At 34.9% G+C, this 26,375-nt stretch carries 21 protein-coding genes, 3 rRNA genes and 3 pseudogenes; 23 read left to right on the forward strand and 4 right to left on the reverse strand.

Annotated features, from left to right (window positions below):
* The first annotated feature begins 28 nt into the window (after positions 1-28).
* The 4 genes from topA to MG_RS00680 are packed head-to-tail and all read left to right on the forward strand — an operon-like array spanning position 29 to position 4,769.
* Positions 29-2,158 carry a type I DNA topoisomerase gene (gene topA, locus MG_RS00665; RefSeq protein WP_009885678.1) on the forward strand — a complete coding sequence of 710 codons (2,130 nt, stop codon included), beginning with the start codon at positions 29-31 and terminating at the stop codon, positions 2,156-2,158.
* Complete coding sequence (locus tag MG_RS00670; protein ID WP_010869342.1) at positions 2,136-3,551, forward strand: MPN262 family protein; 1,416 nt, start codon at positions 2,136-2,138, stop codon at positions 3,549-3,551. The genes topA and MG_RS00670 overlap by 23 nt, the downstream gene beginning before the upstream one ends.
* 46 nt (positions 3,552-3,597) lie before the next feature.
* Positions 3,598-3,906, forward strand: coding sequence for a thioredoxin (gene trxA / locus MG_RS00675; RefSeq protein ID WP_010869343.1), 309 nt, complete (start codon positions 3,598-3,600; stop codon positions 3,904-3,906).
* 5 nt (positions 3,907-3,911) lie between these two features.
* Entirely contained in the window at positions 3,912-4,769 is an 858-nt protein-coding gene (locus tag MG_RS00680; protein WP_010869344.1) for a Cof-type HAD-IIB family hydrolase, read from the forward strand.
* On the opposite strand, the gene trpS is transcribed toward MG_RS00680, so the two are convergent.
* Positions 4,750-5,793, reverse strand: coding sequence for a tryptophan--tRNA ligase (gene trpS, locus MG_RS00685; RefSeq protein ID WP_009885680.1), 1,044 nt, complete (start codon positions 5,791-5,793; stop codon positions 4,750-4,752). The genes MG_RS00680 and trpS overlap by 20 nt on opposite strands.
* A gap of 35 nt (positions 5,794-5,828) precedes the next feature.
* Between trpS and MG_RS00690 the strand changes: the two genes are divergently transcribed.
* The 6 genes and pseudogenes from MG_RS00690 (at position 5,829) to MG_RS00715 (ending at position 9,434) form a co-directional block, all read left to right on the forward strand.
* Complete coding sequence (locus MG_RS00690; RefSeq protein ID WP_010869345.1) at positions 5,829-6,266, forward strand: Spx/MgsR family RNA polymerase-binding regulatory protein; 438 nt, start codon at positions 5,829-5,831, stop codon at positions 6,264-6,266.
* 7 nt (positions 6,267-6,273) lie between these two features.
* Complete coding sequence (locus MG_RS00695) at positions 6,274-7,053, forward strand: NAD(+) kinase (RefSeq protein WP_009885682.1); 780 nt, start codon at positions 6,274-6,276, stop codon at positions 7,051-7,053.
* Positions 7,053-7,406 (forward strand): PTS sugar transporter subunit IIB, encoded by a 354-nt coding sequence (locus tag MG_RS00700; RefSeq protein WP_009885683.1) that lies wholly within the window; start codon positions 7,053-7,055, stop codon positions 7,404-7,406. The genes MG_RS00695 and MG_RS00700 overlap by 1 nt, the downstream gene beginning before the upstream one ends.
* On the forward strand, positions 7,396-8,850 hold the full coding sequence (locus tag MG_RS00705) for a ribonuclease Y (RefSeq protein WP_010869346.1): 1,455 nt from the start codon (positions 7,396-7,398) through the stop codon (positions 8,848-8,850). Before MG_RS00700 ends, MG_RS00705 begins: the two co-directional genes overlap by 11 nt.
* A 2-nt stretch (positions 8,851-8,852) precedes the next feature.
* A pseudogene (locus MG_RS00710) lies at positions 8,853-9,139 on the forward strand (MPN270 family protein).
* Between the two features lie 13 nt (positions 9,140-9,152).
* A complete protein-coding gene (locus MG_RS00715; protein ID WP_237711663.1) occupies positions 9,153-9,434 on the forward strand; it encodes a hypothetical protein in 282 nt (93 codons plus the stop codon).
* On the opposite strand, the gene MG_RS00720 is transcribed toward MG_RS00715, so the two are convergent.
* Together MG_RS00720 and MG_RS00725 are read right to left on the reverse strand one after the other, a co-directional pair.
* A complete protein-coding gene (locus tag MG_RS00720; protein WP_009885688.1) occupies positions 9,411-9,836 on the reverse strand; it encodes an HIT family protein in 426 nt (141 codons plus the stop codon). The two genes, MG_RS00715 and MG_RS00720, sit on opposite strands and share 24 nt — an antisense overlap.
* Positions 9,814-10,608, reverse strand: coding sequence for a DUF1600 domain-containing protein (locus MG_RS00725; RefSeq protein WP_009885689.1), 795 nt, complete (start codon positions 10,606-10,608; stop codon positions 9,814-9,816). The genes MG_RS00720 and MG_RS00725 overlap by 23 nt, the downstream gene beginning before the upstream one ends.
* 19 nt (positions 10,609-10,627) lie before the next feature.
* Here MG_RS00725 and MG_RS00730 point away from each other — a divergent pair, with 19 nt between their 5' ends.
* Complete coding sequence (locus MG_RS00730; RefSeq protein WP_010869347.1) at positions 10,628-10,930, forward strand: YbaB/EbfC family nucleoid-associated protein; 303 nt, start codon at positions 10,628-10,630, stop codon at positions 10,928-10,930.
* Here MG_RS00730 and MG_RS00735 read toward each other — a convergent pair.
* Positions 10,902-11,744: a DUF5378 family protein gene (locus tag MG_RS00735; protein WP_010869348.1), complete on the reverse strand. Its 843-nt coding sequence runs from the start codon at positions 11,742-11,744 to the stop codon at positions 10,902-10,904. The genes MG_RS00730 and MG_RS00735 overlap by 29 nt on opposite strands.
* Positions 11,745-11,792: 48 nt before the next feature.
* On the opposite strand from MG_RS00735, the gene lysS reads away from it, so the two are divergent.
* The 12 genes and pseudogenes from lysS to MG_RS03005 form a co-directional block, all read left to right on the forward strand.
* The gene (lysS, locus tag MG_RS00740; RefSeq protein WP_009885692.1) at positions 11,793-13,265 is read left to right on the forward strand and encodes a lysine--tRNA ligase; all 1,473 of its coding nucleotides are present in this window, start codon (positions 11,793-11,795) and stop codon (positions 13,263-13,265) included.
* Positions 13,225-14,421 carry a UDP-galactopyranose mutase gene (glf, locus tag MG_RS00745; protein WP_193328796.1) on the forward strand — a complete coding sequence of 399 codons (1,197 nt, stop codon included), beginning with the start codon at positions 13,225-13,227 and terminating at the stop codon, positions 14,419-14,421. Before lysS ends, glf begins: the two co-directional genes overlap by 41 nt.
* Positions 14,421-16,217: a translation elongation factor 4 gene (lepA, locus tag MG_RS00750; protein WP_010869350.1), complete on the forward strand. Its 1,797-nt coding sequence runs from the start codon at positions 14,421-14,423 to the stop codon at positions 16,215-16,217. The genes glf and lepA overlap by 1 nt, the downstream gene beginning before the upstream one ends.
* 83 nt (positions 16,218-16,300) lie before the next feature.
* Positions 16,301-18,010 (forward strand): ribonuclease J, encoded by a 1,710-nt coding sequence (locus tag MG_RS00755; protein ID WP_009885694.1) that lies wholly within the window; start codon positions 16,301-16,303, stop codon positions 18,008-18,010.
* Between the two features lie 28 nt (positions 18,011-18,038).
* The gene (locus MG_RS00760; protein WP_244374789.1) at positions 18,039-18,443 is read left to right on the forward strand and encodes an adhesin; all 405 of its coding nucleotides are present in this window, start codon (positions 18,039-18,041) and stop codon (positions 18,441-18,443) included.
* Positions 18,444-18,559: 116 nt separating this feature from the next.
* Positions 18,560-19,060 (forward strand): adhesin, encoded by a 501-nt coding sequence (locus MG_RS00765; protein WP_041593668.1) that lies wholly within the window; start codon positions 18,560-18,562, stop codon positions 19,058-19,060.
* 148 nt (positions 19,061-19,208) lie between these two features.
* A pseudogene (locus MG_RS00770) lies at positions 19,209-20,639 on the forward strand (adhesin P110); the annotation flags it as partial.
* A 202-nt stretch (positions 20,640-20,841) separates the two neighbouring features.
* Positions 20,842-22,359 (forward strand): 16S ribosomal RNA (locus MG_RS00775).
* Positions 22,360-22,558: 199 nt separating this feature from the next.
* A 23S ribosomal RNA gene (locus MG_RS00780) occupies positions 22,559-25,474 on the forward strand.
* 40 nt (positions 25,475-25,514) lie between these two features.
* Positions 25,515-25,623, forward strand: a 5S ribosomal RNA gene (rrf, locus tag MG_RS00785).
* Together the 16S, 23S and 5S rRNA genes form the textbook arrangement of a ribosomal RNA operon.
* Before the next feature lie 183 nt (positions 25,624-25,806).
* A complete protein-coding gene (locus MG_RS02960) occupies positions 25,807-26,190 on the forward strand; it encodes a hypothetical protein (protein ID WP_318023847.1) in 384 nt (127 codons plus the stop codon).
* Positions 26,141-26,357: pseudogene (locus MG_RS03005) on the forward strand (MgpC family cytadherence protein); the annotation flags it as partial. The gene MG_RS02960 and the pseudogene MG_RS03005, both read left to right, overlap by 50 nt.
* Between the last annotated feature and the right edge of the window lie 18 nt (positions 26,358-26,375).

Below are 26,375 nucleotides of genomic sequence, written 5' to 3' on the forward strand. Positions count from 1 at the left end.
ATTTATAGTTAAGTAAGTAGTTTTATTAATGATTAAAAACCTGGTGGTGATTGAATCACCCAATAAAGTTAAAACATTAAAACAATATCTTCCTAGTGATGAATTTGAGATAGTCTCAACCGTTGGTCACATCAGAGAAATGGTGTATAAAAACTTTGGTTTTGATGAAAATACCTATACCCCTATCTGAGAAGATTGAACTAAAAATAAACAGAAAAATCCCAAACAGAAACACCTGCTCAGTAAGTTTGAGATCATCAAATCAATCAAAGCTAAAGCTAGTGATGCACAAAACATTTTTTTAGCTTCTGACCCTGATAGAGAAGGGGAAGCCATCTCTTGGCATGTCTATGATTTATTGGATCAAAAAGATAAAGCTAAGTGCAAACGAATCACTTTCAATGAGATCACTAAAAAAGCAGTAGTAGATGCATTAAAACAACCGCGTAACATCGATCTTAACTGGGTTGAAAGTCAGTTTGCCCGCCAAATCCTTGACAGGATGATAGGTTTTAGATTATCAAGATTATTAAATAGTTATCTGCAAGCAAAGTCTGCAGGTAGAGTTCAATCAGTGGCTTTGCGCTTTCTTGAGGAAAGAGAAAAGGAGATAGCTAAGTTTGTTCCGCGTTTTTGGTGGACAGTTGATGTTTTATTAAACAAAGAAAATAACCAAAAAGTAGTTTGTGCAAACAAGTCTATTCCTTTGGTTTTAAGAGAAATTAACCCTGAATTAAGTGCTAGTTTAAAACTGGATTTTGAAGCTGCTGAAAACGTATCAGGAATTGACTTTTTAAATGAAGCTTCAGCAACCAGATTTGCCAACCAACTGACTGGCGAATATGAAGTTTATTTTATTGATGAACCTAAGATTTACTATTCATCTCCAAACCCAGTTTATACCACCGCTTCACTTCAAAAGGATGCAATTAATAAGTTAGGATGGTCTTCCAAAAAAGTAACAATGGTGGCCCAAAGACTGTATGAAGGGATTAGTGTTAATGGGAAACAAACTGCATTAATTAGTTATCCAAGAACTGATTCAATTAGGATTTCAAACCAATTTCAATCAGAGTGTGAAAAGTACATTGAAAAGGAGTTTGGAAGTCATTATTTAGCTGATAAAAATAAGTTAAAAAGACATAAAAAGGATGAGAAAATCATCCAAGATGCCCATGAAGGGATCCATCCTACTTACATTACTATTACCCCCAATGATCTGAAAAACGGGGTGAAACGCGATGAGTTTCTCCTTTATCGTTTAATATGGATTAGAACAGTTGCTAGTTTAATGGCAGATGCTAAAACATCAAGAACTATTGTTCGTTTTATAAACCAAAAAAACAAGTTTTATACCTCTTCAAAATCACTTTTATTTGATGGTTATCAAAGGTTATATGAAGAGATTAAACCTAATACTAAAGATGAACTTTACATTGATCTTAGTAAGCTTAAAATTGGTGATAAATTTAGTTTTGAAAAGATCAGCGTTAATGAGCATAAAACCAACCCACCACCACGTTACACCCAAGCTAGTTTAATTGAAGAGCTTGAAAAATCTAACATCGGTCGTCCCTCTACTTATAACACTATGGCCAGTGTTAATCTAGAAAGGGGCTATGCTAACTTAGTGAACCGATTTTTTTATATCACTGAGCTTGGTGAAAAAGTTAATAATGAACTTTCCAAGCATTTTGGGAATGTAATTAATAAAGAATTTACCAAGAAGATGGAAAAATCTTTGGATGAAATTGCTGAAAACAAAGTAAACTATCAAGAATTTCTTAAGCAGTTTTGAACAAATTTTAAATCTGATGTTAAACTAGCTGAAAATTCAATTCAAAAAGTGAAAAAGGAAAAAGAATTGGTTGAAAGAGATTGTCCTAAATGTAATCAACCGTTGGTATATCGTTACACCAAAAGAGGTAATGAGAAGTTTGTTGGTTGTAGTGATTTTCCTAAGTGTAAATACAGTGAGTTTAGTAATCCTAAACCAAAACTAACCTTGGAAACACTTGATGAATTGTGTCCTGAGTGTAACAATAAACTGGTTAAGAGGAGAACTAAATTTAACGCTAAAAAGACCTTTATAGGTTGCAGTAATTTCCCTAACTGCCGTTTTATCAAAAAGGATAATGCTGCTGAATTTAAACAATAACAGCGTTCTTATTGTTGCGTTTGTAATTGTTTCTTTATTCTTTCTAATAATTGTTGGGTTTGCTTTAAATTTAGCAATTGCTTTTTCACTCCATTTAAAGCAGAATAAAAATAACAAAAAATACATCTTAAATGACCAACAGATCCAGTTAAGATTAACTGAAAAACAAGCCCAATTAACAACTTTACTTAACTTTTATCAACAAAAAATTGAAAGTGTAAACAGAGAAAAAAGTTGGTTAGAAAGTCAGTTACAGGTAATTGATAAAAAGGATTTAAAGCAAGCGCAAAAGTTAACTTTACATTTAAAAAAAGACCAAATATTAGCTCAACTTAATGAAAAGCTGATTCAAAAAAAAGTTGATCAGCCTTTAGTTAATGAACTACAGAAAACCAAACTTTCCTATCTTGAAAGGTTAGTTGATCAAAAGATTAAACTCAGTGAAAATAATTTCAAAAGTGCTTTTCTTAAAACGAAGGTAAAAGAGACAGCATTTAATATCTTTGCAGCTAAAAACAAGGTGAACTGGGAGTATTTTAAACAGGTGTGTGATGCTGATTGCACTTTAAAAAACTTAGAAGATGAAGTGGAAATTACTTTTTCTAATTGGAGTTATTTGAGAAGGATGCAAGCTCTATTAGCGTTTGAAAAACTAATTAGCAAAATCAAAACAGTCAAAATTAATGAATTGGTTATTAATGAAACTTTAGATGAAGTGAAAAACGAAATTAGCCAAACTGCTTTTCAAGCGGGTGAAAAAATAGTTAAGGAATTTCAGATAACTAATTTAAACGAGCAAATTACCAGACTAATTGGCTTGCAAAAATACTATTTTGGCACTGATCAGCTCAATCTCTTAGAACTCGCGGTATTAACAACCAAATTAGTAATTTTACTGAACAAAAAGTTCAAACTAGATTTAGATTTAGAACTTCTTAAAGCAGCTAGCTTGTTTAACTATTTAAAGTGAGTAGATAATAACCAGTTCTTTCAAATATTAAACACAAAACTTAACCAGCTTTTAATTAGTGATCAAGTTATTGCAATCATCCAACAACAAGAACTTAGTTTTTATCCTGATCAGTATGGGATGTTAATTAATGGAGTGAAAACAATGATTAGAGAGCATAACACCATTGATTTTGAAAAACTGGTTTTTCTCAACTCAACAAAACTTATTGATAATTTTTATCTCTATGATTTAAATATGATCCATGCAGTTGAATATAACAACTGCTTTTATTACTTTGTTAGTGTTAAACCCTTTGAGATTAAGTCATTAGCAGAACTTGATCTTTTTGTTGTTTTGTTAAAAACTTTTTTAGCTAAAAAGCAAAAGCAAAATCCAAAAGCGGTTAAACTGTTTATCACTACCAAAATTTTAGCGATCTAATTACATTAGATTTTATTAGAATTGTTTCAACTAATAAATTGGCCTTATGGTAACAGAAATTAGAAGTCTTAAACAACTTGAAGAGATCTTTTCAGCTAAGAAAAATGTTATTGTTGACTTTTGAGCAGCATGATGTGGTCCTTGTAAACTAACCAGCCCTGAGTTTCAAAAAGCAGCAGATGAATTTAGTGATGCTCAGTTTGTTAAGGTTAATGTTGATGATCATACTGATATAGCAGCAGCTTATAACATTACCTCTTTACCAACTATTGTTGTTTTTGAAAACGGGGTTGAAAAAAAGAGAGCCATTGGCTTTATGCCAAAAACCAAAATTATTGATCTTTTCAATAACTAAAGTCCATGATTGATCTGCTTGGTTTGGATCTGGATGGAACGTTATTATCTAAAACTAAAAAAATTAACAATCCATCAAAATTAGCATTAACTAATTTAATTGCTAAAAAACCAAGTTTAAAGGTGATGATTTTAACTGGTAGATCAGTTTTTTCTACTCTAAAACACGTTGAAAAGCTGAACAGTTTGTTTAAAAAACCAATTGTTGATTATTTTTGTTGTTATGGGGGTGCTAAACTTTATCAAATTGAAGCAAATAAGCCACAAGAAAGATACAAGTTTTGCTTGGAAAACAGTGTTGTTGAAACTACCTTTAGTATTATCAAAAAACACCGCGGATTATGTTTAGCTTACTTAGATAGTTATGTCTCTCCTTACCTTTGTTTAGCTGGTAACAAGCTCCTTGGGTGGTTCACTAAATACTTTTGGTATAGAAAAAGGTGTGTGTTTTTTAACCAGAACCATTTAAAACAAGGTATTCTAAAGATTAGTGTTTACTTTTTAAGTGCAAAAAGGTGTAAAAAAGTTTATGAAATCTTAAAAAATACCTTTCAAGAAAAGGTTAATGTTTTAAGTTTTTCTAATAATTTAATTGAGATAACTCATCATGATGCTAATAAGGGTTATGCAATTGAATATATGGCCAAAAGAGAACAACTTTCACTTAATAGAATAGCAGTTATTGGTGATTCTTGAAATGATTATGCAATGTTCAAAAAAGCTAAATATTCCTTTGCAATGTCAAAATCCCCTTCCCAGTTAAAATTAATTGCTACCAATACCAGTAACAAAACCAACCGTTACCGCTTTAGTACCTTACTTAATTTAATTAGTGAAACAATCATTAATCAAAAAGCTGATTAGATGTTAAACCAAATGCTTTATAAAACATTTTTAATGTTTCATCAGCAACTTTTTTAGCTTGGTTTTTACCATCATTTAGGACTTTTAATACCATTTCATCAGTAATTTGTGCTTTTTTAAATTTAAGTGATTCTATGACATTAATAACAGCACTACTGAGGTCATTCTTTAAATCTAAATAACTTTTATTCTGATAATATTTAACAAGATCAGAGCCGATTTTTTTACTTAAATTATGGTTAACTTCTTCTTTTAAAAGTGCAGTTAAAATAACAAGTAAATTAGTAACACCAGGTTGGGTTTTTTTAGCAAAACGAATCTTATTAAAACTATCAGTTGTGGCTTTGCGCACTTTTTTGATGATTGTTTCTTTACTATCATCCAGATAGATAACACCATTTTGATCAGGATTTGATTTGGACATCTTTTTTAAAGGATTTGATAGATCCATGATCCTGTTGGTATCTTTGTTTTCTATAAATACAGGTAATTTCAGTTTTAACTTAAATTTTTTTGCTACACGTTTAGCTAAATCATTGGTTAATTCCAAGTGCTGCTTCTGATCATTACCAACTGGAACAATATCAGGTTGATAAAGCAAGATATCAGCAGCCATTAACACTGGGTAAGTTAACAAACCAGTTGGGATAGTAATGGTGTTATTACTATTTCTTTTTTGCGCTAATTTCTTTGTTTTAAATTGGGTCATTCTTTGTAATTCACCTAGATTACTTTGTGTCAGCATTAGATAACCTAACATGGTATGTTCCATCAGATCACTTTGTAAAAATAAGTTCACTTTTCCATAATCAAGTCCTAGTGCTAATAAAGTTTTAACAAGTTGCAAGTTGTTATCTTTGAGCATTGTTGGTTCAAAATCAACAGTAATAGCATGAAGATCAGCAACAAATAAAAACAGTTGGTATTGACTTTGGAGTTGTTTTAAACCTTGCATTACGCCAAGAAAGTTACCTAGGTGTTGTCTTCCAGAAGCTTGAATCCCTGTAATTGCGCGCTTTATCATTATTAGAATTGATAGGGTAATTAAAGGTTATTTTAATGAAAAAAGCGGGTAAAAAAAATAGTGATGCAGGTAAGACTTTTATCTTAATCTCATCATCCTGTTCATCCTGTCAGAAAGCCATTGAGTTTTTTGATCAAAACAAAATTAGCTATGTTGTTGAGAATTTTTATAAAAAACCAATTAGTGATAAGCGTTTTAAAGATATTTTAAGTCTTAGTGAGGATGGTACTGAAAGTTTGTTTTCCAAACGTGCTGATCAGATTAAAGCAACTAACAGTGTTAGTGTTGAAGAGTTGAGTATCAGTGAATTAATTAAGCTAGTTAGAGAACGTCCTTCTTTACTAAGAAGGCCTATTATCATCCAATATAATTCTTCAGGAATTCCTAAAAGGATGCGAATTGGTTATAACTCATCTGAAATTAAGGTCTTTGAGCGTAAACTAATAGAACCAAAGCCTATAATACAACAATAACATCTAAATGAAATACAAAATTTTTGCTTCCACAACGCCCCAAACTGAACCTGTTCTCAATAAGTTAAGAGCAGTTTTAAAAACTTGGCAAGCGGTTGAGAATGGTTATGAATATGTGTTTGTTTTAGGTGGGGATGGTTTTTTTGTTTCCACACTTGCTAACTATAACTGTGATAGTTGTAAGGTAGTTGGTATCAATACTGGCCACATTGGTTTTTACACTTCTTTTAATGGAGATGATCTTGATGAAAATTTCATTTCAAAACTAACTAGCTTTGAGTTTAAAAAGATTAATTTACTGGAAGTGAAAACTAAAAACCACAGTTTCTTAGTTTTAAATGAACTTGCAGTTTACACCAACACTGCATATCCAATTAACATCTTTATTGATGATAACCACTGGGAATCATACCGCGGTTCAGGGTTGCTAATTGGCCCAAGAACAGGTTCAACTGCCCTAGCAAAATCTGCTAAGGGAGCGGTTATCTTTCCAAATGTTGATGTTGTTCAAATTATTGAACTAAACCCCTTATTACATCCCAACCAAATCACAATTCAATCTCCGATTATTCTGCCAATGCAAACCAAGGTTGAATTTAGGATCAAAAAAGCTTTTAAAGCAGAGCAATTTCCCAATTTTTATGCAGATGGAATCAAGCTTGATTTAAAAAATGAAGATACCAGTATTAGCTTTCAGTTGGTTTTATCAAGATCAATGTTTCACGCTTCTTTAAAAACTAAGGATTTTATTGATAAACTAAAATCAACTTTTATTAAGCAAAGCTAATGAAATGGTTGTTGTGATTGGGTTATATTTTTAGTTTTGGTTTACTCTATCTTTGGATAGTAAAAAAATCAAAACAAATTGCTCAACAACCTAACACAAAACTGGTTGAATCAACTTCTATTCCTTTTAAAGTTAAGGACTTTGTTAGTGCTTGTGGTGGTAAGGAAAATTTTGTTAATATAAAAACAACACCAACTCAATTAATAGTTACTTTTAAAGATGTTAACTCAGTGAGCTTAACAAAGCTTAATGCGCTTAATATCAAAGGAATTAACAAAAACCAAAACCAATTTCGTTTTGTACTTGGTAACTTTGTAAATGAATTGAAAAAAAAGATAGAAGATGAACAATAACATTACTAACAGTATTGCCCAATTGTTTTTCAACACTTCTTTCTTTGCTTTTCTGTTTTTAATCATTATTGCGTTTAATTTATGCTTGTTTGCCTATCTTTATTTTCAGTACCGAATTTATAAGAAAAACCCTAAAAAAGCTAACAACTTTAAAGCGAATGAATATGAAAAAATTAAGCTATTAAAAAACCAAAATTTCACTGAAAGTAATAAATTAATTGCAACAACTAATGAGTTAAATGAACTTACTAGTCAGCTAGATAATATCTTGGTTAGGATTATCAACAAACCACTAGCAAAGTTAGTTAATGATTTTTTAGATGAACAGATTAAACAGATAGTTAAGCTAGATAAAAACAGTTCTGATTTTCACTCAGAAAGTGATAACCTCCCTTTTTATACCAAACTCTTTAATGATTTTCACTTTGGTGTTGATAAATTAATAAACATTAACATAAAAAACCCTCTTTATAACTGGGTTTATAGCCCCAGTTTTTTAATTAGTGAAAGTGATTTTCGCAAGCTTAATGGTATTAGTGGTATCAATAAAAAGCTTTTGGTTGAAAAACTTAGAATTGAAGACATTGTGTTTACAGATCTAAACAAAAAGTATGAAGTTAATGTCTTGACAGAAAGTCCTATTAAAGCACAAAAAACAGTGTTAACTGTGCGCAATATCCTGATGAACGATTATGTTGATAATGAAAGGATTGAATCATATGTCCAACAAGCTAACTTCTTTTTTACTGAGCACTGTAAAAAGATCGGTAAAGAGATCTTAGAATCACTTAATATTTTTATCTCAAGTAGTTCACTACACCGTCATTTTGGCTTTTTAGCATTTCGCTATTCATTTGGACAAAATGTCTTATCCCATAGCCTTGAAACTGCATTTTTAACTGCCCACTTAGCAGCTTTAATAGAACTTGATAGTGAACTGAGTTTAAAGTGTGGATTGCTCCATGATATTGGTAAATCTAATGATGATAATGGTAAAGAGAGCCATACGATTACAGGCGCTAAACTCGCTGAGCAATTTCAACTACCTGATGACATTAAATACACAATTGCTAACCACCACAATAAACATATTGACAATACCTATTGTCGTTTAACACAAATTGCTGATAAACTATCTGCTGCTAGAATTGGTGCTAGAAGTGATAGTTCGCTTCTTTTTAAACAACTAAAAGATGAGTTGAAAAAGATTGTTGATAAAACTATTAATAATTTTCATACAACGATCTTACTAGGTCAAAGTGGTAGAAGGTTAATGATTTGACTTGAAACTAAAAACCAAAATCAACTGTTAAGTAATGAGCAAATTATTGAAATGGTTGAAAAGATTAAAGCTGAAATTGCTAAGAATCCAATTACAAATCACTTCCCTATTAAAGTTGTAATTAGATATAACTTTGAACACAGTTTTAACACCAAAAGCTAAGGATGCAATACAGTGCTTTAATACCACTTTTTATATTACTAATTAGCTTAGTATTATTTTGTTTCAGCTTTAGAAAAAATCAAAGTGAAAATCAGATAGTGAAAATCTTATTTTTTGCTTATTGCATCGATTTTTTAGCTTTAATTCTTGCTGTAATGTTGCTCACTTTTTTAAGTCATGGGTTGTTAAGTTTAGCGATTTTAATCCCTGTCTTAGTTTTTCAATAATAATGTTTTTTGTTATGGTTATTAGTCACTATCCCCTTATGAAAAGACTATTTGGAAATTAAAATTCTAAGTACCATGGAGTTGAAAACCCCTAACTTTAAGCTAATTGATGAAAAGATTGCTGAATTTAATAAGAGTAATGAAAACCTGATTGTAAAACTACTTCAAAAAGAAAAGGAATTTGCCACAAACCAAGTTACTGTTCAGTTTGATACTCAGTCAAAAAAGTCAGAAGAAGTGAAAAAACCTAGTAAAAAAATACTGAAAAGTTATCACTTTCTAACAGTAGTTATGGCAGTTAATTTGCTAATAACTGTTGGTTTGATAGTTGGCTTAATTTTTGCTTTCAGATATTAGTTGGTAGTTTTCTTCTAAGGAACGTTTGTTGGTTTTATTGACATTATAGCCAAACCCTTTACCAGTTTCATATTTGGGTACTATGTGTAAGTGAAAATGAAAAACCACTTGACCTGCAATTGCCCCTTCATTAGAAACATAGTTTAAACCAGATGGTTTTAGTGTCATCTTTAGTTTTAAAGCGATTTGTTTTGCTAATAAACTAACTGCTTGTAACTCTTTTTGATCAGTTGAAGAAAAATCAACTGCATGTTTTTTAGGGATTACTAAAGTATGACCATCAGCTACAGGAAAAGCATCTAAAAAAGCAATGGCATGCTCATTTTCTCCAATTTTATAGGATGTAATTGAACCTTGAACAATATCACAAAAGATACAACTACTTGTGGTGTTTTTTTCCATAGTAATGGTTATTTATAACAAAAAGCATTCATAAGATTAAAAACATTGATGCAAAAATAGGGATTGATCAAATCCAAACATAACTGTTATATTTAGTTTGCGTAAAAAATCCATACACTGAATAGGAGTTTTCACCATTATCCCAAACATTTAAAAATGGAATAGTTTGGAGATAAAAAGCATAGATACTGGGATAAATGCCTGCTTTTAAAAGAAAGGATTGCAAATTCCTTGGCGGTTTGATAAATTTATAAGTTTTAAAAAGTAATCCAACATAAATAAAGTAAAACAACGGATGGATAACATGGAGTAATAGCTCTGAAAAAGCATTCCAGTCATTAATAAAAGAACCATTAAAACTATATGGTAATTGCGTTGTTATAGTTGAAAACCAACCCTGTACATCAGGTTCTATATTAACAATACCTGTGAAGCGTGATAAAGCATAAAAGTTAAAGAAAATAACTGTAAAAACTAGATAACCTGTAACACTTAAAACCAGTGAACTGTTTTCAAATCATCTGCTTTTATGGTTAAGAAAGTAGTATCATACTAAAAAGATTGCAAGGCTATTACTTTGGTAAGTAAAAGTATCAAAATTAGTAAACCAAATCAGGCTCATTTGACCACTGTTAGCAACACTAATCAGTGCAGTAATCACCATAAAGATTTGGGTGAATAGTGAAAAAGGTGCTAGAAAAATTAAATAATAATCGCATTTATTGTTAAGATAAAAGCAACGGTAAAAAATTCCAATTGATTTTTTAAGCACGATTTTTATTTAATGATATATGAGTTTTAAAAAGATTGCTGAAATGATGCGTCAAGCAGAACGAGAAACTAAGAAAAAAACATTAGCGTTTGAACAACAAGCCTTTGAATACAACTATAAAAATGGTGCGATTAAGATCACTATTTTAGGTGATCTTACACTTAAATCAATTAACATCGATCCTGTTTTGATTGATGCAAGTGACAAAGTTATTCTAGAGGAGATGATTATAGAAGCTACTAATGAAGCGGTTAGTGATGTGAAAACCAAGTATGATAACTTAGTTGAGAAAACTATGCCAAAAGTTCCAGGTCTTTTCTAATTAGATTTTCTTTTTTAATAAAGATCTTATCCTTTTTCATTTCCATAAATGTAGGGATATTAGCAAAGAGTGTCATTAGTAAAATTGCAACATAACTTAAACTAAAGCCCACAATAAACACAAGTTGTGGATCACTATTGCTTAAGTTAAGAAAGGTCGCCACATTTTTATATTCACCATTAGTTCAATCACTTGCTAAGATACCAGTTGTATTACCTGTGATCTGGCCCTTAAACACAGATACCATCAAAGCTACATAACTAAAGTAAATTAGAGCAAACACATGGATATAGAAAAATGAGATTAAAGAAAAACAGTTATCCCACAAGATAATTGCTAAGCTTACAAGTAAACTGAGAAAATGCATCATGAAATAAATCTGGTTATTTCCTGTACCAACAAAGATGAAATTCACAATATCTTGTTCATTAACAGGTGTAAAAATTAGTTCACCAAAAAGAGTAACCAAAGCTCCAAATAACCCAAAAACAGCTAACACCCCACTAATCTTTTTTTGCTTTAAAAAGACAAACACTGGCGCAATAACAGCAAAAAATGGACAAAGATCTAATAAAAATATCCTACTTAGTCGTAGTGAATCTAAATTTTGTGAAGATTGGGAATTTTGTCCATAAACATCAGGGAATAAATAAATAATCTGCCTACCAAAAAAAACATAGACAAACAGTACAATGGCTAGTACTTGAATTAGATAGAACCTAATCTTTAGTTTTCGAACTAAAGGAGTAAAAGCTAAAACAGAAATTACACCAGCAATAATAAGGATGATGACAAGGTAGTTAAGTGTCTGCATTACTTATTGCTTAAAATTAAGATAAATAATTTTCCAATTTTGTTTTCAATGAGTGATCGTTTAAATGATCAAGCCCAACATCGCTTGCAGAAACTTTTAAGGTTAAAACAAACTAATAATGACCCTTATTTAGTAACAAAAACTAGTCTAACCCATTCTTCAAAAAGCTTTCAAGTTGAATTTGAAAAATGTTCAGAAGAAGAGTTGAAGAAAAAAGCAACTGTCTCACTAGCTGGAAGGATCATTGCTATTAGACAAACCTTTTTAATTATTCAAGATTTTGATGGTCAAGTCCAACTTTACATCAATAAAAAAATCCATCCTAAGTTATTTGATTACTTTAATGAATTTGTTGATATTGGTGATCAAATTGTTGTTAGTGGTAAGCCAATGTTAACTAAAACAAAGGTATTAACTTTAGCTGTTGAAGAGATGAAAATCATTGCTAAGTGTTTATTGGTTCCACCTGAAAAGTGACATGGACTTACTGATATTGAAACCCGCGCTCGCAAGCGCTTTCTTGATCTTACCTATAACTTAGCAATGCGTGATGTTTTTCTGAAACGCACTAAGATTATTAAATCAATCCGTAGCTTTCTTGATCAAAATGGTTTTATTGAAGTTGAAACCCCCACTTTACAAGCTGTTTTAGGAGGAGCTAATGCTAAACCCTTTAAAACCCATTACAATGCTTTAAAAGCGGATTTTTATCTCAGAATTGCTAATGAAATAGCATTAAAAAAACTCATTATTGGTGGATTTAACAAGGTTTATGAAATGGGTAAAATGTTCCGTAATGAAGGGGTTGATACTACCCACAATCCTGAGTTTACCAGTATTGAAATATATCAAGCTTATGCAGATTTTGAAGTCATGCTTGTGCTTGTTGAAAAGCTGATTCAATCACTTTGTGAAAGCTTAAACCAATTTAGCTTTAACTGAAATAACAAAACGATTAATCTAAAAACACCATTTCATAAGATAACAATGGTTGAACTTATTAAGAAAGTTACAGGGATCGATTTTAATTCAGTAAAAGATGATCAATCTGCCATTTTATTAGCAGAAAAACATCATGTTAAACTAGCAAAACACCAACAAAATAAGCAACACATCATTAATTTGTTTTTTGAACAGTTTTGTGAACAAACATTAATTGAACCTACCTTTGTAACCCATTATCCAAAAGCAGTTTCTCCTTTAGCAAAACAAGATCCTTCAAATCCTGAATTCACCCAACGATTTGAACTTTTTATTAATGGTAAAGAGATTGCTAATGCTTACAGTGAGCTAAACGATCCTTTAGAACAAAGAAAAAGGTTTGAACAACAACTTGAAGAAAAACAGCTTGGTAATGATGAGACAAGTGAACTTGATGAATCGTTTTTAGAAGCATTAAGTTTTGGGATGGTAAACACTGCTGGGCTTGGGATAGGTATTGATCGTTTGGTAATGTTGTTATGTGAATGTAATTCTATCCGTGATGTTGTTTTCTTCCCCCAGTTGCGTGAACATAAATAGTTTTGATATTTTAATTGTTGGTGCTGGTATTAGTGGAATAGTACTAGCTAACATCTTAGCTAATCACAATAAAAGGGTTTTAATTGTTGAAAAAAGAGATCATATTGGTGGTAACTGTTATGATAAAGTTGATAGTAAAACTCAACTCTTGTTTCACCAGTATGGACCCCATATTTTCCATACTAACAACCAAACTGTTATTAACTTTATCTCACCCTTCTTTGAACTAAATAACTACCACCATCGGGTTGGTTTAAAATTGAAAAATAACCTAGATTTAACCTTACCCTTTGATTTTCAACAGATCTATAAACTAATGGGAAAAGATGGTAGAAAACTCGTTAGTTTTTTTAAAGAAAATTTCAGTTTAAATACTCATCTATCATTAGCAGAATTACAACTAATTGATAATCCTTTAGCACAAAAACTCTATCAGTTTTTAATTAGTAATGTTTATAAACCATACAGTGTCAAAATGTGGGGTTTACCATTTGCAATGATTAATGAGAATGTTATTAACAGGGTCAAGATAGTTTTAAGTGAACAAAGCAGTTATTTTCCTGATGCAATTATCCAGGGATTACCTAAATCAGGTTATACAAACAGTTTTCTTAAGATGTTAGCCAATCCCTTAATTGATGTGCAGTTAAACTGCAAAGATAACCTTTTAGTTTATCAAGATGAAAAACTGTTTTTTAACAATAACTTAATAGAAAAACCAGTTGTTTACTGTGGCTTAATTGACAAGCTATTTAACTTTTGCTTTGGTCATTTGCAATACCGTTCTCTTGCCTTTAGTTGAAAAAGATTTAACCAAAAAAAATACCAAACCTACCCTGTTGTTAATATGCCTTTAGCTAAATCAATCACAAGGAGTGTGGAATACAAACAACTAACAAACCAAGGTTCTTTCAAACCGCAAACCATCGTTAGTTTTGAAACCCCTGGCAGCTATGCAATTAACGATCCTAGGTTTAATGAACCTTATTACCCAATTAACAATACACTAAATGATACTCTTTTTAAAAAGTACTGAAAAAAAGCAAGTAAGTTAAAGAATCTACACCTTTTGGGAAGATTAGCAACCTACCAATACATTGATATGGATAAAGCAATCCTACTTAGTATTAAAAAAGCCCAACAACTGTTAAGTTAATGGAACAAAAAAACATTAGAAATTTTTCTATTATTGCCCATATTGATCATGGTAAATCTACCTTATCAGACCGCTTGTTAGAACATAGTTTAGGCTTTGAAAAAAGACTATTACAAGCGCAAATGCTTGATACTATGGAGATTGAAAGAGAAAGGGGTATTACCATTAAATTAAATGCTGTTGAATTGAAAATTAATGTTGATAACAACAACTATCTTTTTCATTTAATTGACACCCCTGGGCATGTTGATTTTACTTATGAAGTGTCTCGTTCTTTAGCAGCTTGTGAGGGAGTTTTATTGTTAGTAGATGCAACCCAAGGAATTCAAGCACAAACGATTTCCAATGCTTATCTTGCGTTGGAAAATAACCTGGAAATTATCCCAGTTATTAACAAGATAGATATGGATAATGCTGATATTGAAACAACAAAAGATTCACTCCATAACTTATTAGGAGTTGAAAAGAACAGTATCTGTTTAGTATCTGCAAAAGCTAACTTAGGGATTGATCAGTTAATTCAAACAATTATAGCTAAGATCCCCCCACCAAAAGGAGAAATTAATAGACCTTTAAAAGCATTACTCTTTGATAGTTACTATGATCCTTACAAGGGGGTTGTTTGTTTTATTAGGGTATTTGATGGTTGTTTAAAGGTTAATGATAAGGTTCGTTTTATTAAAAGTAATTCTGTTTACCAAATTGTGGAACTAGGGGTTAAAACCCCATTTTTTGAAAAAAGAGATCAATTGCAAGCAGGAGATGTTGGTTGGTTTTCAGCAGGGATAAAAAAACTTCGTGATGTTGGGGTTGGTGATACTATTGTTAGTTTTGATGATCAATTTACAAAACCCCTAGCAGGTTATAAAAAGATCTTACCCATGATCTATTGTGGTTTATATCCAGTTGATAACAGTGATTATCAAAACCTCAAGTTAGCGATGGAAAAGATCATAATCAGTGATGCAGCATTGGAATATGAATATGAAACATCCCAAGCGTTAGGTTTTGGGGTTAGGTGTGGTTTTCTAGGTCTTTTACATATGGATGTTATTAAAGAAAGATTGGAAAGAGAATACAACCTAAAACTCATCTCAGCTCCCCCTTCAGTTGTATATAAGGTGTTGTTAACAAATGGTAAAGAGATTAGTATTGACAATCCCTCTTTGTTACCAGAACGCTCCAAGATTAAAGCAATCAGTGAACCATTTGTAAAAGTCTTTATTGATTTACCTGATCAATATTTGGGCAGTGTTATTGATTTATGCCAAAACTTCAGGGGTCAATATGAAAGTTTAAATGAGATTGATATCAACAGAAAAAGAATCTGTTATCTGATGCCTTTAGGGGAAATTATCTACAGTTTTTTTGATAAGTTAAAGTCGATTAGTAAGGGTTATGCATCGTTAAACTATGAGTTTTATAACTACCAACATAGTCAACTGGAAAAAGTTGAGATCATGTTAAACAAACAAAAGATTGATGCATTATCTTTTATCAGTCATAAAGACTTTGCTTTTAAGCGGGCAAAAAAGTTTTGCACTAAGCTCAAAGAATTGATTCCCAAGCATCTGTTTGAGATCCCTATCCAAGCAACAATAGGGAGTAAAGTAATAGCAAGAGAGACAATCAAAGCAGTTAGAAAGGATGTAATAGCTAAACTTTATGGAGGGGATGTTAGTAGAAAAAAGAAGTTATTAGAGAAGCAAAAAGAGGGTAAAAAACGCTTGAAAGCAGTTGGGAGTGTTCAATTACCCCAAGAGCTATTTAGTCATTTGCTGAAAGATGAAGATTAACATTTTTATAATTTGTTATTCTTTTGTATTGGTTGATACTTTAACAAAGTATTCACAATAAAATTTCAACACTAATATAAACAATGATAAAGGATTTTAATCCTGGTGATTTTATTGGTAAAAAACCAACTAAAATCTATGCTTTTGGTGGTATCCAAGAAGTTGGTAAAAACATGTATGGGATTGAATATGATGATGAAATCATCATTATTGACTGTGGCATTAAATTTGCTAGTGATGATCTACTTGGCATCAATGGGATTATCCCTAGTTTTGAACACTTAATTGAAAACCAAAGTAAGGTTAAAGCATTGTTTATTACCCATGGTCATGAAGACCATATTGGGGGTGTACCATACCTTTTAAAGCAGGTTGATATTCCTGTTATCTACGCACCAAGGATCGCAGCATCATTAATCTTGAAAAAGGTTAATGAGCACAAGGATGCTAAGCTCAATAAGATAGTTACTTTTGATGATTTTAGTGAGTTTCAAACCAAACACTTCAAAATTGATTTTTACCGGGTAAACCACTCGATTCCCGATGCTTTTGGAATCTGTGTGCAAACCCCTAATGGCAACATTGTTCAAAGCGGTGACTACCGGTTTGATTTTGCTGCTGGGAGTGAGATGTTAGATGTTCATAAAGTAGTGAAAATTGCCGAGCGCAATGTCCATGTTTTTATGAGTGAATCTACTAATGCTGAAGTACCAGGTTTTTCCCAAAGTGAAAAGTTAATTTACAGAAACATCCAAAAGATCTTAAAAGAAGCAAGGGGTAGGGTTATTTTAACTACTTTTGCATCTAACATCACACGGATTAATGAAATTATTGAGATTGCTTTAAACAACAAACGCAAGATCTGTTTATTGGGTAAATCAATGGATGTTAATGTTAATATTTCACGCAAAATTGGATTGATGGCAATTGATAGTAATGATATTGTGGAAGTTCGTGATATCAAAAACTATCCTGATCGTAATATCTTAATCTTGTGCACTGGTTCACAAGGTGAGGAGGCTGCTGCTTTAAACACAATGGCACGTGGTAAGCATAATTGGGTGAGCTTAAAATCAACTGACACCATTATTATGTCTTCAAATCCAATTCCAGGTAATTATGCTGCAGTTGAAAACTTGCTTAATGAACTCTCTAAGTTTGGTGTTGCTATTTATGAAAATTCATCCCAACTAAAACTACATGCCTCAGGTCATGCCACTCAACAAGAGTTACAGTTGATGCTAAATTTAATGTTTCCTAAATACTTAATTCCTATCCATGGTGAATTTAAGATGATGCGAACCATAAAAAACATTGCTAATGAATGTGGCATTAAAAGCGAGGATGTGGCGCTTTTAAGTAATGGCCAAGTAATGTATTTAATTGATGAAGAACTTTATTATTCCAATGAAATTATTAATGCTGATCCTATTTATATAGAGAGTCATAACTCTTCTCCTGATCTTGCAAGAATAATTAAGCAAAGACAAATCCTTAGTCGTGATGGGATGTTTGCTGTTATTGTTGTTTTTGATAAGAATAATAACATCATTGGGATTCCAACCTTAATAACAAGGGGTTGTTTCTTTGCACTTGATTCCAATCCTTTAATGACAAAGATAGCCCATTCTGTTAAAAGAACTTTAGAAAGTGTTATCCAAAGTAAGAAGTTTAATAGTCATGAACAACTAACAAAGGAATTGAAACGAGTTTGTAAGGAAACTGTTTCTTACTTTATCTGAAAAAATAAAAACCGTAATCCCTTAATTTCAACTGTGCTTTCCTGGATCTAATTCCCCCAACCTCTATTTTCTGTTACTAGTGCCAAAAGTGGTATTAGAGTACCACAACCTGAATAACCAAGTAGTCAAAGAGAGTTTGGAAGTGGAAGCAACCCAATCATCCTTCAACCCCACCCAAAGGTTGAAGAGTGGGAGTCCAATGAAGGATACAGGAAAGATGGGGGAGAAACTCAGTGAAACAACTGCTTCATCCATGAGTGGTATGGCTACATCCACTCGAGCCAAGGCCCTTAAGATAGAGGTGGAAAGGGGGAGTAATGTCAATCAAGGCGAACTACAATCCAACGACTTTGCCAAAAAGCCGTTTAAAGATGAGAGCAATAAGAAGTTGGATTCACAGAAGGAGTTTCCCCAAGGAAAGGTTTGAAAACCGGTGTTGAGTACAGATGAGATAACAAGAGAGAGGGGGATGGGGGCGACTTAGACTTTCTCCCCTGAATCGGCAATGGTAAACCCTTCTCCAACTCCCCCTCCCCTTCAACTTCTGCTTCCTCAACCCCCCTCCCCACTTTTTCTAACATCAATGTTGGGGTTAAATCAATGATCACTCAACATTTAAATAAAGAAAACACCCGGTGGGTGTTTATACCTAACTTTTCACCTGACATCTGAACAGGAGCAGGTTATAGAAAAGCTAATAACAACAATAACGGCATTCCTTTTGAACAGGTGAAACCTAGCAATAGTAGTACCCCCTTTAATCCCACCTCAGCTGGTGGCTCCTCAGCCAAAAAAACAACCACCTATTCCTTTTTACCCAATTCCATCAGTCCCACCAGTGACTGGATCAACGCATTGACTTTCACTAATAAGAATAACCCGCAACGAAATCAACTGTTGTTAAGAGCACTGTTAGGAACTATTCCGGTCTTGATCAATAAGAGTGGGGATAGTAATGATCAATTTAACAAGGATAGTGAGCAGAAATGGGATAAAACGAATGAAAAAGATGGGAATTTACCTGGGTTTGGGGAGGTGAATGGTGGTTTTTATAAGATTTTTACTTATTTAATAGTTAAAAAAGTTTTGAATTTTTCTTAGTTTTTTATTTGTTTAATATTTAAGAAAGTCTCAAATTTTTATCAGTTTATTGGTCAAAGAAGTCGCAAATTTTTCTTAGTTTTTTATTTGCTTAATGGTTAAAAAAGCGTTAGTTTTTACCTTTATTTAATTAATAAAAACATTAAACTTCGCCACCCCCATCACCGATTCTAAAAGTGATCTGGTTAGTTTGGCACAACTTGATTCTTCCTATCAAATCTCCGACCAAACCATCCATAACACCAACTTGTTTGTGTTGTTCAAGTCCAAGGATGTGAAGCTTACATATAGTTCAAGTGGCTCAAATAACCAGATTAGTTTTGATTCAACTAGTCAAGCTAACAAACCCGCCTACATCGTTGAATTTACTAATTCCACCAACATTGGCATCAAGTGAAGGGTAGTGAAAAAATATCAGTTAGATGTACCGAATGTTTCAACAACCATGAACGAAGTTTTGCAAGAATTGATCCTAGAACAACCTTTGACTAAGTATACCTTAAACAGTAGTTTGGCCAAAGAGAAGGGTAAGACACAAGTAGCGGTACATCTGGGTAGTGGGCAAGCAAATCAGTGAACCAGTCAACGCAACCAACATGACCTAAACAACAATCCCAGTCCCAATGCTTCAACTGGGTTTAAACTCACTACCGGCAATGCGTATAGAAAATTGGATCAATCCTGACCAATTTACCAACCAATTGATGGGACCAAGCAGGGCAAAGGGAAGGATAGTAGTGGGTGGAATAGTGAAGAAAACGAAGCTAAAAGTGATGCGCCCCTAAGTACAGGAGGGGGTGCTTCTTCTGGAACATTTAATAAATACCTCAACACCAAGCAAGCGTTAGAGAGCATCGGCATCTTGTTTGATGGGGATGGAATGAGGAATGTGGTTACCCAACTCTATTATGCTTCTACCAGCAAGCTAGCAGTCACCAACAACCACATTGTCGTGATGGGTAACAGCTTTCTACCCAGCTTGTGGTACTGGGTGGTGGAGCGGAGTGCACAGGAAAATGCAAGTAACAAACCCACCTGGTTTGCTAATACCAATTTAGACTGAGGGGAAGACAAACAAAAACAATTTGTTGAGAACCAGTTGGGGTATAAGGAAACTACCAGTACCAATTCCCACAACTTCCATTCCAAATCTTTCACCCAACTTGCATATCTGATCAGTGGCATTGACAGTGTCAATGATCAAATCATCTTCAGTGGCTTTAAAGCGGGGAGTGTGGGGTATGATAGTAGTAGTAGTAGTAGTAGTAGTAGTAGTAGTAGTAGTAGTAGTACCAAAGACCAAGCACTTGCTTGATCAACAACAACTAGCTTAGATAGTAAAACGGGGTATAAGGATCTAGTGACCAACGACACGGGATTAAATGGTCCAATCAATGGGAGTTTTTCAATCCAAGACACCTTCTCATTCGTTGTTCCTTATTCGGGGAATCATAGTAATCAAATTTCATCAGGAACCATTAAAACTGCTTATCCTGTGAAAAAAGATCAAAAATCAACTGTCAAGATCAATTCCTTGATCAACGCTACGCCGTTGAATAGTTATGGGGATTTAAACATTAAATAAAGAGAATTCACCCAAATTATTTACTTATTTATTAACTATTGTTACCCAATTTTTCTCTTTTTATTTGTTGTTTTTTTACTAATTAAATAAGCAGTCTTTCTTACAAAAAAGAAAAATTCATATATAATCTTTGCGCTGTTAACACCTTTGTTAACGCCAAAAATGTTCTTTCAAAACTGGATGCAATCTGTCAATTTTTTCTGAGAGTTTGATCCTGGCTCAGGATTAACGCTGGCGGCATGCCTAATACATGCAAGTCGATCGGAAGTAGCAATACTTTAGAGGCGAACGGGTGAGTAACACGTATCCAATCTACCTTATAATGGGGGATAACTAGTTGAAAAACTAGCTAATACCGCATAAGAACTTTAGTTCGCATGAATTAAAGTTGAAAGGACCTGCAAGGGTTCGTTATTTGATGAGGGTGCGCCATATCAGCTAGTTGGTAGGGTAATGGCCTACCAAGGCAATGACGTGTAGCTATGCTGAGAAGTAGAATAGCCACAATGGGACTGAGACACGGCCCATACTCCTACGGGAGGCAGCAGTAGGGAATTTTTCACAATGAGCGAAAGCTTGATGGAGCAATGCCGCGTGAACGATGAAGGTCTTTTTGATTGTAAAGTTCTTTTATTTGGGAAGAATGACTCTAGCAGGCAATGGCTGGAGTTTGACTGTACCACTTTGAATAAGTGACGACTAACTATGTGCCAGCAGTCGCGGTAATACATAGGTCGCAAGCGTTATCCGGATTTATTGGGCGTAAAGCAAGCGCAGGCGGATTGAAAAGTCTGGTGTTAAAGGCAGCTGCTTAACAGTTGTATGCATTGGAAACTATCAGTCTAGAGTGTGGTAGGGAGTTTTGGAATTTCATGTGGAGCGGTGAAATGCGTAGATATATGAAGGAACACCAGTGGCGAAGGCGAAAACTTAGGCCATTACTGACGCTTAGGCTTGAAAGTGTGGGGAGCAAATAGGATTAGATACCCTAGTAGTCCACACCGTAAACGATAGATACTAGCTGTCGGAGCGATCCCTTCGGTAGTGAAGTTAACACATTAAGTATCTCGCCTGGGTAGTACATTCGCAAGAATGAAACTCAAACGGAATTGACGGGGACCCGCACAAGTGGTGGAGCATGTTGCTTAATTCGACGGTACACGAAAAACCTTACCTAGACTTGACATCCTTGGCAAAGTTATGGAAACATAATGGAGGTTAACCGAGTGACAGGTGGTGCATGGTTGTCGTCAGCTCGTGTCGTGAGATGTTGGGTTAAGTCCCGCAACGAGCGCAACCCTTATCGTTAGTTACATTGTTTAACGAGACTGCTAATGTAAATTGGAGGAAGGAAGGGATGACGTCAAATCATCATGCCCCTTATGTCTAGGGCTGCAAACGTGCTACAATGGCCAATACAAACAGTAGCCAACTTGTAAAAGTGAGCAAATCTGAAAAGTTGGTCTCAGTTCGGATTGAGGGCTGCAATTCGTCCTCATGAAGCTGGAATCACTAGTAATCGCGAATCAGCTATGTCGCGGTGAATACGTTCTCGGGTCTTGTACACACCGCCCGTCAAACTATGAAAGCTGGTAATATTTAAAAACGTGTTGCTAACCTTTATTGGAAGCGCATGTCAAGGATAGCACCGGTGATTGGAGTTAAGTCGTAACAAGGTACCCCTACGAGAACGTGGGGGTGGATCACCTCCTTTCAAATGGAGTTTTTATTTTTTATTTATCTTAAACACCCATTAATTTTTTCGGTGTTAAAACCCAAATCAATGTTTGGTCTCACAACTAACACATTTGGTCAGTTTGTATCCAGTTCTGAAAGAATGTTTTTGAACAGTTCTTTCAAAACTGAAAACGACAATCTTTCTAGTTCCAAAAATAAATACCAAAGGATCAATACAATAAGTTACTAAGGGCTTATGGTGGATGCCTTGGCACTAAAAGGCGATGAAGGACGTGTTAACCTGCGATAAGCTTCGGGGAGGTGGTAAAAACCTGAGATCCGGAGGTGTCCGAATGGAGCAATCTGGTAGCTTGCAAAAGTTACCATTAATTAATGAATTCATAGTTAATTAAAGCGATACGTGGTGAAGTGAAACATCTCAGTAACCACAGGAAAAGAAAACGAATGTGATTCCGTGTGTAGTGGCGAGCGAAAGCGGAACAGGCCAAACCTATCTGAGGATAGGGGTTGTAGGGCTTGCATTATGGAAGTTAAAAGGATAGAAGAAGCTGTTGGAAAGCAGCGCCAAAGAGGGTGATAGCCCCGTATTTGAAATCTTTTTAATACCTAGCAAGAAACCTGAGTAGCTCGAAAAACGTTATTTTGAGTGAATCTGCCCAGACCATTGGGTAAGCCTAAATACTAATTAGTGACCGATAGCGAAACAGTACCGTGAGGGAAAGGTGAAAAGAACCCAGAGATGGGAGTGAAATAGATTCTGAAACCATATGCCTACAACGTGTCAGAGCACATTAATGTGTGATGGCGTGCGTTTTGAAGTATGAGCCGGCGAGTTATGATAGCAAGCGTTAGTTAACCAGGAGATGGGGAGCTGTAGCGAAAGCGAGTTTTAAGAGAGCGTTTGTTTGTTATCATAGACCCGAAACGGGTTGAGCTAGTCATGAGCAGGTTGAAGGTTGAGTAACATTAACTGGAGGACCGAACCGACTCTCGTTGAAACGATAGCGGATGACTTGTGATTAGGGGTGAAATTCCAATCGAAATCCGTGATAGCTGGTTCTCGTCGAAATAGCTTTAAGGCTAGCGTAAGATCACAAATAAGTGGAGGTAAAGCTACTGAATGTATGATGGCGCCACCTAGGCGTACTGAATACAATTAAACTCTGAATGCCATTTATTTTATTCTTGCAGTCAGACAGTGGGGGATAAGCTTCATTGTCAAGAGGGGAAGAGCCCAGATCATTAAATAAGGTCCCCAAAATATACTAAGTGGAAAAGGATGTGAAAGTGCTAAAACAGCAAGGATGTTGGCTTAGAAGCAGCCATCGTTTAAAGAGTGCGTAACAGCTCACTTGTCGAGTGTTTTTGCGCCGAAGATGTAACGGGGCTAAGTATATTACCGAATTTATGGATAAGATATTTTTATCTTGTGGTAGACGAGCGTTGTATTGGAGTTGAAGTCAAAGCGTGAGCATTGGTGGATCCAATACAAGTGAGAATGCCGGCGTGAGTAACGCTTGGGAGTGAGAATCTCCCAAACCGATTGACTAAGGTTTCCTGGACCAGGGTCGTCCTTCCAGGGTTAGTCTGGACCTAAGCTGAGGCTGAAGAGCGTAGGCGATGGACAACAGGTTAATATTCCTGTACTTACAGTTAGACTGATGGAGTGACAAAGAAGGTTATCCACCCCCATTATTGGATTTGGGGATAAACCATAAGGTGGTACAATAGGCAAATCCGTTGTGCATAACACTGAGTGGTGATGTCGAGTGAACGAGTGATCAAGTAGCGAAGGTGGCAATTAATCATGCTTTCAAGAAAAGCTGCTAGGGCTAATTTAACTGTAACCAGTACCGAGAACGAACACACGTAGTCAAGGAGAGGATCCTAAGGTTAGCGAGTGAACTATAGCCAAGGAACTCTGCAAATTAACCCCGTAAGTTAGCGAGAAGGGGTGCTTATCTAAAAGTAAGCCGCAGTGAAGAACGAGGGGGGACTGTTTAACTAAAACACAACTCTATGCCAAACCGTAAGGTGATGTATATGGGGTGACACCTGCCCAGTGCTGGAAGGTTAAAGAAGGAGGTTAGCAATTTATTGCAAAGCTTTTAACTGAAGCCCCAGTGAACGGCGGCCGTAACTATAACGGTCCTAAGGTAGCGAAATTCCTAGTCGGGTAAATTCCGTCCCGCTTGAATGGTGTAACCATCTCTTGACTGTCTCGGCTATAGACTCGGTGAAATCCAGGTACGGGTGAAGACACCCGTTAGGCGCAACGGGACGGAAAGACCCCGTGAAGCTTTACTGTAGCTTAATATTGATCAAAACACCACCATGTAGAGAATAGGTAGGAGCAATTGATGCAAGTTCGCAAGGATTTGTTGATGTGAAATGTGGAATACTACCCTTGGTTATGTTTTGTTCTAATTGGTAACTGTGATCCAGTTTCAAGACAGTGTTAGGTGGGCAGTTTGACTGGGGCGGTCGCCTCCTAAAAGGTAACGGAGGCGCACAAAGGTACCTTCAGTACGGTTGGAAATCGTATTTAGAGTGTAATGGTATAAGGGTGCTTGACTGTGAGACTTACAGGTCGAACAGGTGAGAAATCAGGTCATAGTGATCCGGTGGTTCAGTATGGAATGGCCATCGCTCAACGGATAAAAGCTACTCCGGGGATAACAGGCTGATACTGCCCAAGAGTTCATATCGACGGCAGTGTTTGGCACCTCGATGTCGACTCATCTCATCCTCGAGCTGAAGCAGGTTCGAAGGGTTCGGCTGTTCGCCGATTAAAGAGATACGTGAGTTGGGTTCAAACCGTCGTGAGACAGGTTGGTCCCTATCTATTGTGCCCACAGGAAGATTGAAGAGCTTTGCTTCTAGTACGAGAGGACCGGAGCGAGGACACCGCTTATGCTCCAGTTGTAGCGCCAGCTGCACCGCTGGGTAGTAACGTGTCTATTAGATAAACGCTGAAAGCATCTAAGTGTGAAACTATCTCAAAGATTAATCTTCCCATTTCTGTTAAAGGAAAGTAAGAGCCGTTATAGACCATGACGTTGATAGGTTACAGGTGTAAGCATAGTGATATGTTGAGCTGAGTAATACTAATTGCTCGAGGACTTATTGGTTGATAAAAGGTATTTATCAACTAAAAGATTGTCGTTTTTGTTTGGTGCTAATATCGCTGTGGAAACACCTGGAACCATCCCGAACCCAGCAGTTAAGCACAGTGGAGCTAAATGTAGGTAGTAATACTGAGAATAGGTAAGCACCAAGCAAAAATTAAGGACTATAGGTTTAAAAACCTATGGTCTTTTTTTATTTAATGAATAGTTTTTATAACTAATTTATCTAAAAAAATCGAACAACCTTTGACTAAGTATACGCTCAATGGCAGTTTGGCCAAAGAGAAGGGCAAAAGCCAGATAGAGGTGCATCTGGGTAGTGGGCAAGCAACTAATTGATCCACTCAACGCGCCACTCCATTGGTCTGAATGACAATCCCAGCCCAAATGCTTCAACTGGGTTTAAACTCACTACCGGCAACGCTTATAGAAAATTGGATCAATCCTGACCAATTTATCAACTAATTGATGGGACCAAGCAGGGCAAAGGGAAGGATAGTAATGGGTGGAATAGTGAAGAAAATACGGCAGCAGGGGATGCGCCTCTTGTTTCAACAAGTGGAGGTGGTTCTTCTGGAACATTTAATAAATACCTCAACACCAAACAAGCGTTAGAAAGGATCGGCATCTTGTTTGAAAGTAATGGAGAGGCGAGGAATGTGGTTAGCCTCCTTCCAACTCTACCAACCCAACAAGGTGAAGGCTTACCAAACCACTAACACCTACAACAGGTTAATTGAACCTGACAAGTGACAATCAAGTAGTGATTTGAACAATATGACCAACTTGTTAAAACTCCTAACAACTAAAAACATCAAAGCGAAATTGGGGAAGGACACCCAATCAATGGGAAATAATAATGGAGGGGGTGTTAGTCAAACCTTTTCCTTTGTTGTTCCTTATT

It is taken from the genome of Mycoplasmoides genitalium G37 (assembly GCF_000027325.1).
In the GTDB taxonomy this organism is placed as follows: Bacteria; Bacillota_I; Bacilli_A; order Mycoplasmatales; family Mycoplasmoidaceae; genus Mycoplasmoides; species Mycoplasmoides genitalium.